Genomic DNA, 13432 nt, shown 5'->3' with positions numbered 1-13432 from the left:
GCGCCATGATTGAATTTTTCCTGCTGCTGGCGCTGGCCCTTGCGCTGGGCTGGCCCTTGGGCCGCTATCTGGCTGCGGTGATGCGCGGTGCACCCATGCGTGGTGATCGCGCGTTCGGCTGGATCGAGCGGCCGCTGTATCGGTTGCTGGGCGTCAATCCCGCGCAGGGCATGGGCTGGAAAACCTATGCGCTGGCATTCCTGTTGAGCAATCTGGTGTTGGGGCTGATCACCTGGGTGATCTTCATGGTCCAGGCCTGGCTGCCGCTCAATCCCAACGACGCGCCCAACATGCGCTGGGATCTGGCGCTGCACACCATGGTTTCGTTCCTGACCAATACCAACCAGCAGCATTACTCGGGTCAGGCGCAGCTGTCCTATCTGTCGCAGATGACCGGTATCGTCGGCCTGCAGGTGGTCACGCCGATGATGGGCCTGGCCTTGGTGGTGGCGACGCTGCGTGGCCTGTTTGGTGGCCGCAGGCCACAGCGGGAACTCGCCGCGGGTGGCAGGACCGAAATCGATCTGGGCAACTACTGGGCTGACGTGATTCGCCCGAGCGTCCGGGTGATGCTGCCGCTGTGTCTGGCGTGGTCACTGGTGCTTACCTGGCAAGGTGTTCCCGCCACCTTGGACGGTGGCCCGGTGGCCACGCCCATCGATGCTTCGGCGGGGATGAGCGAACAGAAGATTCCGCTCGGCCCGGTCGCGCCGATGGTGGCGGCCAAGCAGCTGGGCAGCAATGGCGGCGGCTGGTATGGCCCCAACAGCGCCGTGCCGCTGGAAAATCCCACGCCGTTGAGCAACTTCCTGGAGGTACTGGCAATCCTGGTGATTCCGGTCGCCGTGGCTTTCATGGTGGGCAGCTTTACCGGCCGCAGGAAATTCGCGGCGCTGGTGGTGGGCACGATGCTGTCGATGTATCTGGTCTCGGCGGGCGTGGCGGTGTGGGCAGAAGCGCACTCTGCGGCGTCGCACGACATCGCGTTGATGGAAGGCAAGGAAGTGCGCATCGGCGCCGATGCCTCGGGCGTGTGGGCCGCCACCACCACGGCGGTCAACAACGGCTCGGTCAACATGATGCTCGACTCTGCCGCGCCGCTGACCGGCCTGGTGGCGTTGAGCAACATGCTGATCAACGCGGTGTGGGGCGGGGTGGGCTGCGGCCTGCAGCAGTTCATCGTCTATCTGCTGCTCAGCGTGTTCCTGGCCGGCCTGATGACAGGGCGAACGCCGGAATTGTTCGGCCGCAAGATCGAAGCACCGGAAGTGAAGTTGCTGGCGGTGCTGGTGCTGCTGCAGCCGCTGGTGTTGCTGGGGCTGACCGCGATCACGCTGGCGTTTCCGTCGCTCACCGGCAATTCCAATCCGTCGTTCCATGGCATCAGCCAGGTGTTCTACGAGTTCACCTCGGCCTTCGCCAACAACGGTTCGGGCTTTGAAGGCCTGGGCGATGCCACGTATTGGTGGAACCTCACCTGCAGCGTGGTGCTGGCCTTGGGTCGCTATCCGGCGCTCATCCTGCCGATGGTCATCGCCGCGATGTTGGCGCGCAAACGCGTGGCGCCGGAAAGCCCCGGCACCCTGCAGGTGGAAACGCCGACCTTCGCGCTGACCTTGATCGCGGTGGTGGTCATCCTGACCCTGCTGCAGTTCATGCCGGTGCTGGTCCTGGGCCCGATTGCCGATCACCTGGCGCTGCAAGCGCTCTGAGGAAATCATCATGACCGATACAACTTTTTCCGCCGGCAAGCCGGGCGGCAAGCCCGCGCTGCTGGATGGCGCCGGCTTCCGCGCCGCGGTAGTGGGCGCCTTCACCAAGTTGAGCCCGCGCCACGCGTTCCGCAATCCGGTGATGGCGGTGGTGTGGCTGGGTACGTTGCTCACGGCCGCATTGACGCTCTTCGGCAAGGCCGCGCCGGGGCAGGGCGCGGCCATCACCGCGCTGTTGTTTGTCACCGTGCTGTTCGCCAATTTCGCCGAGGCGGTGGCCGAGGCGCGCGGTCGCGGCCAGGCGGCATCGCTGCGGCGTGCGCGCAAGGATTTGGTGGCGCGCCGGGTGACCACGGCATTGAACGGTGCGGCCGCAACAGTGGTGCCGGCCACGGAACTCAGGCCCGATGATCTCGTGGTCATATCGGCGGGCGAGATCATTCCCGCCGACGGCGAAATCGTCAAAGGCCTGGCCACCATCAACGAGTCGGCGGTGACCGGCGAGTCCGCGCCGGTGTTGCGCGAAGCCGGCACGGATCGCTCCGGCGTGATTGGCGGCACCAAGGTGCTGTCCGATGAAATCATCGTGCGCATCACCGCCGAGCCGGGGCACAGCTTCCTGGACCGGATGATCGCGCTGGTGGAAGGCGCCAACCGGCAGAAGACGCCCAACGAAATCGCGCTGGGGCTGTTGCTGGTGACGATGACGCTGACCTTCCTGATCGTGGTGATCACCCTGCCTGCCATCGCCGGCTTCGTCGGCCTGAACTTGAATCCGCTGCTGCTGGTGGCGTTGCTGGTGTGCCTGATCCCCACCACCATCGGTGGCCTGCTGCCGGCCATCGGCATTGCCGGCATGAACCGCGCGTTGTCGGCCAACGTGCTGGCCAAGTCGGGCAAGGCGGTGGAAGTGCCCGGTGACGTGGATGTGTTGCTGCTGGACAAGACCGGCACCATCACCCATGGCGATCGCCAGGCCACGGCGTTCCATCCGCTGGCCGGCGTGGATCTTGCGCAGCTGCGCGAGGCGGCGTTGCTGGCGTCGTTGGCCGACCCGACCCCGGAAGGCAAGTCGATTGTCGCCTTGGCGCGCTCGCCGGGCGTGGCCCTCGAGGAACCGGCCGACGCGCACTTCGTCGCCTTCAGTGCGCACACGCGCATGTCCGGCGTGGACCTGCCGGCGCAGGGGCAGGGCGGGCGCGTGATCCGCAAGGGTGCGATGGATGCCATCGTGCAGCATGTGGCCGCGTTGGGCGGGCTGGCCTCGCCTGAGCTCACCGCGCGCGTGGAGCAGGTGGCGCGCAACGGCGCCACCCCGCTGGTGGTGGCCGACGGCCGCCATCTGCTCGGCGTGATTGAACTGTCCGACGTGGTCAAGCACGGCATCAAGGAGAAGTTCGCGCAGCTGCGGGTGATGGGCATCAAGACTGTGATGATCACCGGCGACAACCCGCTCACCGCCGCCGCCATCGCCGCCGAAGCCGGCGTGGACGATTACATCGCCGAAGCCCGCCCGGAAGACAAGCTGGCGCGCATCCGCCAGGAGCAGGCCGGCGGCCGGCTGGTGGCGATGGTGGGCGATGGCACCAACGATGCGCCCGCGCTGGCGCAGGCCGATGTGGGGCTGGCGATGAACTCGGGCACCCAGGCCGCCAAGGAGGCCGGCAACATGGTGGATCTGGATTCGGACCCGGCCAAGTTGCTGGCGGTGGTGGAAGTGGGCAAGCAGCAGCTGATCACCCGCGGCGCGCTGACCACGTTCTCGCTGGCCAATGATGTGTCCAAGTACTTCGCGATCCTGCCGGCGATGTTCGCCACGCTGCCGTCGATGGCGGCGTTGAACGTGATGCAGTTGTCCAGCCCCGGCAATGCGGTGCTGGCGGCGCTGATCTTCAACGCCATCATCATCCCGCTGCTGATTCCCCTGGCGCTGCGCGGCGTGCGGTTCCGCCCCAGCGGCGCGACCGCGCTGCTGCGTCGCAATGTACTCATCTACGGCGTGGGCGGTGTGTTGTTGCCGTTCCCCGCGATCAAACTCATCGACATGCTGCTGGCCGGCATGTTCGGACCCTGAGGGCTATCCCATGAACCATTCGATTCTGTTGCTGGAAGATCCGCCGCAAGCGGCGCGCGCATCGGGCGGCCTGCTGCGCGCCTCGCTCGGGTTGTCGCTGGTGTCGCTGCTGGTGTTCGGCCTGGCGTATTCGCTGGTGGGCGCGGGCGTGGGTCGCGCCCTGTTTGCCGACACCGCAACCGGCAGCCTGCTGGAGCGCGATGGCAAGGTGGTGGGTTCGTCGCTGGCGGCGCAGCCGTTTGCCGATCCCCGCTACTTTTTCCCGCGACCCTCCGCCGCCAATTACGATCTGATGGCGCTGGCCGGCAGCAACCAGGCGCGGACCAACCCGGACATGCGCCAGCGGGTGGAAGCGGCGCGTGCCGAAGTGGCACAGCGCGAGGGCGTGGATCCTGCGGCGGTGCCGAGCGATCTGGTCACCCAGTCGGGCGGCGCGATCGATCCGCATGTCAGCCCGCAGGCCGCCGCGATCCAGATTGCCCGGGTCGCCAAGGCGCGCGGCATGCCTGTGGCGCAGGTGCAGGCGCTGGTCGCCGCGCACACGCAGGCGCCGCAGTGGGGTGTGTTGGGCGCGGCGCGGGTCAACGTGCTGAGCTTGAACCTGGCGCTGGATGCGGCGGACACGGGCGCAGAGGGAGTGGTTGCCGCACATCCCGCGGCCCCGGCCGACGACGCATCGCGGCGCTGACATGCCGGCGACTCGCGGCCTTCGCCGTACACTTTGCCAGCCCGACGCCAGGACCCTGCCGTGAACGACGACCGCAATGCCAAGGCCGATGCGCTGGCCGGTGAACTGCGTCGCCAGGGCGCCGGGCATCTGACGGTGTTCCTGGGTGCGGCGCCGGGCGTGGGCAAGACCTACGCCATGCTGTCGCGGGCGCGCGAGCTGCAACGGCAGGGCGTCGATACGGTGGTCGGCATCGTCGAGACGCACGGGCGCAGCGAGACCGCAGCGCTGCTGGACGGGCTGGCGCTGATACCGCGCAAGCGCATCGCTTACCAGGGCAAGGTGCTGGAAGAGATGGACGTGGATGCCGTGCTGGCACGGCGTCCGCAGATTGCGCTGGTGGATGAACTGGCGCATCGCAATGTGCCGGGCAGCCGGCACGAGCGGCGCTGGCAGGACGTGATGGATCTGCTCGACGCCGGCATCGACGTTTACACCACGGTCAATATCCAGCACCTGGAAAGCTTGAACGACGTGGTCCATCGCATCACCGGCGTGCGCGTGAGCGAAACCGTGCCCGATGCGGTGTTCGATCGCCTGCGCGATATCCGCCTGGTGGATCTGCCGCCGCGCGAACTCATCGAACGCCTCAACCAGGGCAAGGTCTATCTGCCGGATCAGGCCGCACACGCGCTGCAGGCGTTCTTCTCGCCGTCCAACCTGACCGCGCTGCGTGAGCTGGCCATGCAGACGGCGGCGGATCGGGTGGAAGAGGATCTGCGCGAGTCGCAGGTGGCACGCGGGCTGCCGGGCCTGGCCCTGCGCCGGCGCGTGCTGATCGCTATCGATGGGCTGGGCAGCTCCGAGTATCTGGTGCGCGCCGGGCGGCGGATTGCCGAGCGCCGCGATGCGCCGTGGAGCGTGGTGACCGTGCAGCCGGGCGCGGCGCTGGAACCGGCGAGGCAGGCGGAGCTGGACCGCGCGTTCGCGCTGGCACGCAGCCTGGGCGCGGATACCGAGGTACTGCGCGGCGCGCCCATCGCGGATGCGCTGCTGGATCATGCCGAGCGTGACGGCGCTTCCACGCTGGTGCTGGGGCGCACGCGCGAGCGTCCGTTTGCGCGGATGATCAATCGCACCCTGACCCAGCAACTGCTGCAACGGGGCGCGCACCTGGAACTGGTGATCATCAGTTCGCCCGAGGTGCGTGCGCGTTCGCGCCGCTGGGGCCGCGATGGCGGGCGCTGGTTGCGCACTCACGATGTCGCGCTGGCGGTGCTGGCCACCGCGGGCGCCATCGTCGCCGCCTGGCTGGCCCGGCGCTGGCTGGGGCTGGACGATCTGTCGATGGTGTTCATCGTGGCGGTGGTGCTGGTGGCCACCCGCACCCGCATGGCCGGCGCGGTGGTGACGGCGGTGCTGTGTTTTGCCAGCTACAACTTCTTCTTCATCGAGCCACGCTTCACCTTCCACATCAGCGCCCATCGCGGCGTGGCCACGGTGGTGCTGTTCCTGCTGGCGGCGCTGGTGGCAGGGCGGCTTGCCTCCAAGTTGCGCATGCAGGTGCTGGCGCTGCGCGCGGCCAATGCGCACGCCACCGTGCTGCAAGGGCTGGGACAGCGCCTGAGCACCGCCGCCGATCTGGGCCAGGTGCTGCAGGCCGGTCGGCTGGCGCTGGAACGCACGCTGGATGCGGCGATCTGGCTGCAGGTCGGGCAGACCACGTCGGTGTCGGCCAGCGCGGGTTTGAAGGCGACCGATCAGGGCGCGTTGGATTGGGTGCTGACCCATGGACAAGCCGCCGGCCGCTTCACCGATACGCTCGCCGGTGCGGCGTGGTGGTTCCTGCCGATGCAGGGCGATCAGGGCGTCATCGGGGTGGTGGGAGTACGCTGGCCCGAAGACGCGCGACGCCTGGGTTTCGAGCAGCGGCGCCTGGCCGAGGCGATGAGCGATGACATCGCGCAGGCGGTGCTGCGCACGCGGCTGGTCGCGGACCTGGAGCAGGCGCGGGTGGGCAATGAAACCGAGCGCCTACGTTCGGCGCTGCTGTCGTCGGTCTCGCATGACCTGCGCTCGCCGCTGGCGGCGATGGTGGGTTCGGCCAGCAGCCTGGCCAGCTACGCCGAGGCGATGAGTGCGGAGGACCGGAAGAACCTGCTCGATACGATCCTGATGGAGGGCAGCCGGCTCGATCGCTACATCCAGAATCTGCTGGACATGACCCGGCTGGGCCACGACGGCCTGCGCCTGAATCGCGATTGGATTGGCGTGGATGAGCTGATCGGCTCGGCCACCGGACGCCTGCGCCGCTATCAACCGCAGGTCAAGCTCAACGTCGATCTGCAGCCGGAGCTGCCGGCGATCTGGGTGCACCCTGCGCTGGTCGAGCAGGCCTTGTTCAACATCCTGGAAAACGCCGCGAAGTTCTCGCCACCCGATGAAGCCATCGACGTCAGCGTGCGCCTGCGCGAGCGGCAGTTGCAGATCGACGTGCGCGATCGCGGGCCGGGCATTCCCGCCGACGAGCGCAGCCGCATCTTCGACATGTTCTACAGCGTCGAACGCGGTGATCGCGGCAGGCAGGGAACCGGCCTGGGCCTGACCATTGCGCAGGGTATGATTGGCGCGCATGGAGGCAGTGTCGAAGCGTTTCCGGGTGCCGGCGGACAGGGCACGATGATCCGGATTTCCCTGCCCCTGCTTGAACCGGACCGAGCCAGCCCCGCCGCGCATGACTGACGCCACCTCCACGCCAATCCGCATCACCGTCATCGATGATGAGCCGCAGATCCGGCGCTTCCTCGACATCAGCCTGCGCGCGCAGGGCTACCAGGTGGATCAGGCGGGCAGCGGACGCGAAGGCCTGGAGCAGATCGCCTTGCACGCGCCGGATCTGGTGGTGCTGGATATCGGCCTGCCCGACATGGACGGCCACGCGGTGCTGCGTGAGCTGCGTGGCTGGTCATCGGTGCCGGTGATCATGCTGACCGTGCGCTCGGGCGAAGCCGAGAAAGTCGCTGCGCTGGATGCCGGCGCCAACGACTACGTGACCAAGCCCTTCGGCACCGAAGAACTGATGGCGCGCATCCGCTCGTTGCTGCGCGCGCGCACGCGTGGCGACGGCGAGAGCCAGGTGTTCGACAACGGCCAGCTGCACATCGACATCGGCAAGCGCGAGGTGCGGGTGGACGGCGAGCTGATCACGCTCACGCGCAAGGAATACGCCTTGCTGCAACTGCTGGCGCGCAACCCCGGCCGCATCGTCACCCAACCGCAGATCCTGCGCGAGGTGTGGGGCGTGACGCATGAGCACGACACCCACTACATCCGCATCCTGGTGGCCAAGCTGCGGCAGAAGATGGGCGACGACGCGGTCTCGCCGCGCTACATCGTCACCGAGCCGGGCGTGGGGCTGAAGCTGGTCGCCTTGTCCGAGGCCAGCCGCGAACCGACCTGACCGGGCCGGCCCTGGCGGCTAGGTGAGTCGCCCTCGACCCGCCCGGGAACCCGGCAGAGCCTGTCATTTCGGCTTGCCGATGCGAGCCGTTCGCATCTAACATATATCGGGATACCTATTCAGCTGGCAGGTTGCCGCCGCCCTGTCCCTCTTCTGAGCTTCATTTCTCAGGGCTAAATCCTTGTCTGCTCTCCTTTTGCGTGCGCGCTTGCCGCGCCATTCGCTTCTCTATGTCGGTTTGTTGGGTGCCTGCCTCACTGCACAGGCGCAGGACGCCTCCACTCCCGCCGACGAATCCGCTCCCCGCAGCGACGCCACCGAACTGGACGCGGTCCAGGTCAAGGGCGAGCGGCTGGGCCTGAACCTCAATCTGGATGCCAGCTCCGGCGCGCTGGGCACCAAGCGGCTGCTCGACACGCCGTTCTCGGTGACGGTGGTGGAGCAGGAAGACATCGAAAAGCGCGGCGCCACCACGCTGGGCCAGGTCTTCATCAATGATCCGTCGGTGTACGCCGCCGAACCTTCCGCCACCACCGCCTGGTGGGGCACGCAGATCCGCGGCATCGGCGTGACCAATCACTACGTGGATGGCGTGCCGATGTTGATGGAGTGGGGCGGCGAATATCCGCTGGAAGCGGTGGAATCGGTGCAGGCGCTCAAGGGCCTGGGCGGTTTCATGTACGGCTTCGGTTCGCCGGGCGGCATCATCAGTTACCGCACCAAGCGCCCGACCGCCGATGCGCTGCTCAGCACCACGCTGGGCTGGCGCAATGACAGCGCGTTCTCGATGCAGGTGGATGCCAGCGATCGCATCGACGGTCCGGACTCGCTGGGCCTGCGTGTCAACGCGGTGAAGGAAGGCGGCGACGCCTACAACGGCGCCGGCATCGATCGCACGCTGATCGCGCTGGCGGTGGAGCAGCCGATCGGCGACAACCTGCTGTGGCACGCCGAAGTGCTGCGCGAGGACAACACCCTCAAGCACGAGCCGATCTACTTCTACTGGGATTCCTACGAAGGCGATCGGCTGCCCACGCCCAGCTACGATTACGACAACGTGCGCGTGCGCAATTCCTACTACAAGGCGGTGACCACCAATGCCACCACCGGCCTGGAATGGCGCATCAGCGAAAACTGGAACGTCGACTTCACCGTCGGCGCCAGCCAGCGCGAGCACTACTCCAACAAGATGTTCGGCAACCTGCTCAACGAGGGCGGCGACTACACCGGCAGCGTCTACAACTTCGCCGGCGATCTGCGCAACAGCGTGGCCCAAGCGCTGGTTACCGGCCATGTGGAGACGGGCGGCATCCGCCACGACCTGGTATTCGGCGTCTCGGCGCTGCGTACCTGGGAGCGCTGGGGCAATGACTGGTACTGGAGCGAGGATTTCAGCGGCAACCTCTACCAGCGCCAGGATTTCCTGTCCTTCCACGTGCCGGATTTCAGCTGGGCGCCTTTCAGCTATGACGAGCGCCAGCAGGCGGTGTTCGCCAGCGACACCATCCATTTCGGCGAGCAGTGGCAGGCCATCCTCGGCGCGCGCTACATGGATTACGAGCAGCGTGATCGCGACGGCAATCCGGACGTGGATTCGCGCTACGCCACCTCCGCCCTCACGCCCACCGTGGCGGTGATCTACAAGCCGGTGGATCAGGTGTCGATCTACGCCAGCTACGTGGAGTCGCTGGAATCGGCCGGCCGCGTCGGCTTCGACAGCGAGCCGCCGTACGCCAATGCTGGCGATGTGCTGGATGCCACCATCAGCAAGCAGTACGAGATTGGCGCCAAGTACCAGACCGGCCGCTTTGGCTTCACCACCGCGGCGTTCCGGGTCGAGCGCGCGGCGCAGATTGATCAGTGGCGCGGCGAAGAGCGCTGGCTGGCGCAGGACGGCCTGACCCTGTATCGCGGCTTTGAAGCGATCGCCAGCTACGGCGTGACCGATACGCTGGACGTTGGCCTGGGCGGCTTGTGGATGGACCCGAGCCTGGAAGAACTGTCGCCGGAAAACGCCGCGCTGCAGGGCAACCGACCGGCCGGTTCCTCGCGCCGGCAGTACGTGGCCAACTTCGAGTACCGCCCGGCGGCGCTGCGCGGCTTCAGCCTGCACGGCAACGTGCGCTACTCCGGTGATCAGTACTACGAAGACGCCAACCGCGTGCTGATTCCCGGCCGCACCGTGGCGGACCTGGGCTTCCAGTACCGCACCACGATTGGCGGCCGCACGGCCACGCTGACCGGCAACGTCAACAACCTGTTCAATCGCAAGTACTGGAACCTGGACATGCTGGGCGAAGCGCGCAATGGATCGCTGGATCTGCGTATCGATTGGTAAGCAGATCGATCTGCTGCGAGCAAAGGAAGCCCCGGCCTGGCCGGGGTTTCCTGTTCAAGGCTGGCGCAACAGCTTGGCCGTCGCAGCGCGCAAGGCCTTGCCGACCTGCTCCATGGTGTCCGAGCGCACCGCCACGCTCTGCCAGTACAGCGGCACATCGAGCGAGCGCTTCCTGTCGACGATCACGATGCGTCCGGCATCGACGGCCGGCTTGATCAGCAGCTCCGGCGCCAGGCACCAGCCCAGTCCCAGCGCCGCCGCATCGACGAAGCCGGTGGACGTGGGCACATAGTGCACCGGCGGGGCGAGGCGGGCGCGGGTGATGGTGCGCATGAAGCGCCACTGCAGCTCATCCTTGCGGTTGAAGATGATCACCGGCGCCTTGGCCAGGGTTTCGGCGCGCAGCACACCCGGCAGGTGACGCGCCGCGAACGTGGGTGCGGCAATGGCGTGGTAGCGCATCGCACCCAGTGGATGGACGTTGCAGCCCTGGATCGGTTTCGCCTCGGCGGTGACCGCGCCCAGCACCGAGCCGTCGCGCAACATCTTCAGCGTGTGGTCCTGATCGTCCACGCGCACGTCGAACAGGTGGCCGTGCGCGTGATGCAGCGCCGCCAGCGCGGGCAGGAACCAGGTCTGCAGGGAGTCGTCGTTGACCGCAATCGGCACCGAGCGCGCCGCGCCTGCACCACTGGGCAGGAAATCGGCCATTGCCTCGCGTTCCAGCGCCTGCATCGGGCGCAGGCGTCGCAGCAGGCGCTCGCCGGCCTGGGTGGGTTTGCAGGGCAGGGTACGCACCACCAGCACCTGGCCCAGGCGATCTTCCAGCGCCTTGACCCGTTGCGAGATGGCCGAGGGCGTCACCGACAGGCGCTGCGCGGCGGCCTCGAAGCTGCCTTCTTCCAGCACGGCGGCCAGGGCGGAGAGCTGGGGATGCAGGAGTTCCATGGGCGGCGTCCTGATTAGCAATGCTTAGGATAGTTCAGAATCTTTAGTTGGACGCAGGAGGGCAGCGGCGCCATCCTTGCCGCCGGTTTTCGTTTTCGGCTTTGCGTCCATGTACTTCACTCCCTTGCTTGCCGGCTTCCTTGCCAGCGCCGGCCTGATCATCGCCATCGGTTCCCAGAATGCCTTCGTGCTGCGGCAGGGCCTGTTGCAGCAGAAGGTGGGCCTGGTCGTCGTCACCTGCGCGCTGGGCGACATCCTGCTGATTCTGTCCGGCGTGGCCGGCATCGGCGCGCTGGTGCGCGAATGGCCGCCGCTGCTGCAGGCACTGCGTTTCGGCGGCGCCACCTTCCTGGCCGTGTATGGGCTGATGGCGGCGCAGCGCTGCTGGAAAGGCTCCAGCGGGCTGGATCCTTCAGCGAGTGCGGAAAAGACCTGGCAGCGCGTGTTGCTGGCCTGCCTGGCCTTTACCTTCCTCAATCCGCACGTCTACCTGGACACGATGATCCTGCTGGGCAGCCTGTCCACCGGCTATGCCGGCGGCGCGCAATGGGTCTTCGCCATCGGCGCCTGCCTGGCCAGCGTGGTCTGGTTCACCACGCTGGGCTTCGGTTCGCGGCTGCTGCTGCCGCTGTTCCGCAATCCGCGCGCGTGGCGCGTGCTGGACGGCTTCGTGGCGGTCTTCATGCTGACGCTGGCGCTGCTGCTGTTACTGCGCCCGATCTGACGGCGCGGCATTGGTCAGCGGCATCCGCGCCCGGTAGTACGCGGCCACGCGCTCGGCCGCTTCGGGGTCGAAGTTGGACAGCGCGATCACCACGCGATTCAAGCCGGGGAACACGCGGAAGTCGGCATTCATGCCGGGTGCGCCGCCGCCGTGGCCGTACCACGCCACACCATCGACTTCACCTGCGGCGAAACCGTAGCCATAGCAGCCATCAGCCGGCTGGGTGGCTTCGGCGAGCAGCTTGGGATCCACCAGCGTGCCGGCCTGCAGGGCGCGGGCGAAGCGCAGCAAATCGCCGGCGGTGCTGTAGCCGCCGCCGGCGGCCATGCCGCGCCAAGGCAGGGTGGCCGCAGCATCGACCCAGTGACCGCGCTCGCGCTGATACGGACGCACGCGCCGCGCAACCTCCTGGCTTTCCGGCAAGGAACCGCTGTCGCGCATGCCGGCAGGCGCGTAGACATGCGCATCGACGTAGTCGTAGTACGACTGTCCGGAGACGGCTTCGATGATCGCGCCCAGCAATACGAAGCCATAGTTGGAATAACGCCGCTCGGCATCGGGCGCATGAGTCAGGCCGCGCGTGCCGTAAAGCGTGATGTAGTCAGCATGCGTACGCAGGCGTTCGTGCTCGCGCTCGAACTCCGGCCCGAAGATGTCGCCGGTGCCGCCACGATGCGAGAGCAGCTGGCGCACGGTCACCTTGCGCACGTCGGCGTTGGGATAGTCCTTGAGGTAGTCGCCGATGGTGCCGTCAAGCGACAGCTTGCCGGCCTGCACCAGCTGCAAGGTCGCCACCGAGGTGATCATCTTGTTCATCGAGCCCAGGCGGAAGCGCGAGTCCAGCGTGTTGGGGATCTTGTGGGCGCGATCGGCCTGGCCCCAGGCGCGCTGCAGCAAGACCTCGTCGCCTTGCGCAATCAGCAGCACGCCGGAGAACTTGTCCTGTTGCGCGGCGGCATCCGTACGCGCCGCCACGGCGGCGAGCGCGCCTGCCTGATCCATCCGCTTCGCCCACAATTCCTTCGGCGTGGGCGCGCCACGCAGATCCACCGCCAGCGGCTTGCCCGCAGCGAGCGTCACCTGCACGCGCGCGTACTGTTCGGAATCCTTCTCGCGCAGCAGGGCACTGGCACTGTCGGCAGTGGCCGGCTCGCGCCGGATCAGTTCGAAGCCGCCGACACTGTCGGCAAACGACAACTGGTCGTCGATATCCATCGGGTGCTGGTAGCGCTGGCTGAAGGCCTGCAACTGCGCGCGATCCTGGCTGTTGAACGCCGCCAGCCAGTCATCCAGCGCCTGCTGCGCATTCACCGCAGCGGCGGTCTGCGCGACAGGTGCGGCGGGCGTGGATTGCGCCAGCAGCGTGGGGCACAGGCACAGGCAAAGCAGCAAGGCGAACAGACGGCGCATGGACAGGTCTCACGCAGGGTTTGATGGGTAGATGCACGGGAGAAGCGAACCGTCGCGGCCTACTTCCACTGCATCGGGGGATATTCCCCCATCCGGAAA

The 13432-nt window shown here is 67.1% G+C and carries 9 protein-coding genes; 7 read left to right on the top strand and 2 right to left on the bottom strand.

Annotated elements, in window-relative coordinates:
* Positions 1 to 5: 5 nt before the first annotated feature.
* The 6 genes from kdpA (at position 6) to B5X78_RS02375 (ending at position 10251) form a co-directional block, all read left to right on the top strand.
* Positions 6 to 1712 (top strand): potassium-transporting ATPase subunit KdpA, encoded by a 1707-nt coding sequence (gene kdpA / locus B5X78_RS02400; RefSeq protein ID WP_079722880.1) that lies wholly within the window; start codon positions 6 to 8, stop codon positions 1710 to 1712.
* Positions 1713 to 1722: 10 nt separating this feature from the next.
* Entirely contained in the window at positions 1723 to 3786 is a 2064-nt protein-coding gene (gene kdpB, locus B5X78_RS02395) for a potassium-transporting ATPase subunit KdpB (RefSeq protein ID WP_079724392.1), read from the top strand.
* 10 nt (positions 3787 to 3796) lie between these two features.
* Positions 3797 to 4474: a potassium-transporting ATPase subunit KdpC gene (gene kdpC / locus B5X78_RS02390; protein WP_079722879.1), complete on the top strand. Its 678-nt coding sequence runs from the start codon at positions 3797 to 3799 to the stop codon at positions 4472 to 4474.
* A 60-nt stretch (positions 4475 to 4534) separates the two neighbouring features.
* Positions 4535 to 7195, top strand: a complete 2661-nt coding sequence (locus B5X78_RS02385) for a sensor histidine kinase (RefSeq protein WP_079722878.1) — start codon at positions 4535 to 4537, stop codon at positions 7193 to 7195.
* The gene (locus B5X78_RS02380) at positions 7188 to 7913 is read left to right on the top strand and encodes a response regulator transcription factor (protein WP_079722877.1); all 726 of its coding nucleotides are present in this window, start codon (positions 7188 to 7190) and stop codon (positions 7911 to 7913) included. Before B5X78_RS02385 ends, B5X78_RS02380 begins: the two co-directional genes overlap by 8 nt.
* 181 nt (positions 7914 to 8094) lie before the next feature.
* On the top strand, positions 8095 to 10251 hold the full coding sequence (locus B5X78_RS02375; protein ID WP_229731001.1) for a TonB-dependent siderophore receptor: 2157 nt from the start codon (positions 8095 to 8097) through the stop codon (positions 10249 to 10251).
* 54 nt (positions 10252 to 10305) lie between these two features.
* On the opposite strand, the gene B5X78_RS02370 is transcribed toward B5X78_RS02375, so the two are convergent.
* Positions 10306 to 11199, bottom strand: a complete 894-nt coding sequence (locus tag B5X78_RS02370; protein ID WP_079722876.1) for a LysR family transcriptional regulator ArgP — start codon at positions 11197 to 11199, stop codon at positions 10306 to 10308.
* Between the two features lie 109 nt (positions 11200 to 11308).
* Between B5X78_RS02370 and B5X78_RS02365 the strand changes: the two genes are divergently transcribed.
* On the top strand, positions 11309 to 11923 hold the full coding sequence (locus B5X78_RS02365; protein ID WP_079722875.1) for a LysE/ArgO family amino acid transporter: 615 nt from the start codon (positions 11309 to 11311) through the stop codon (positions 11921 to 11923).
* Here the strand turns inward: B5X78_RS02365 and B5X78_RS02360 are convergent.
* Positions 11906 to 13333, bottom strand: coding sequence for a serine hydrolase domain-containing protein (locus B5X78_RS02360; RefSeq protein WP_079722874.1), 1428 nt, complete (start codon positions 13331 to 13333; stop codon positions 11906 to 11908). The two genes, B5X78_RS02365 and B5X78_RS02360, sit on opposite strands and share 18 nt — an antisense overlap.
* Between the last annotated feature and the right edge of the window lie 99 nt (positions 13334 to 13432).

This window comes from Pseudoxanthomonas indica (assembly GCF_900167565.1).
Lineage (GTDB): Bacteria > Pseudomonadota > Gammaproteobacteria > Xanthomonadales > Xanthomonadaceae > Pseudoxanthomonas_A > Pseudoxanthomonas_A indica.
Note: the sequence above shows the minus strand (reverse complement) of the source record. Positions and strands in the feature narration are given on the sequence as shown.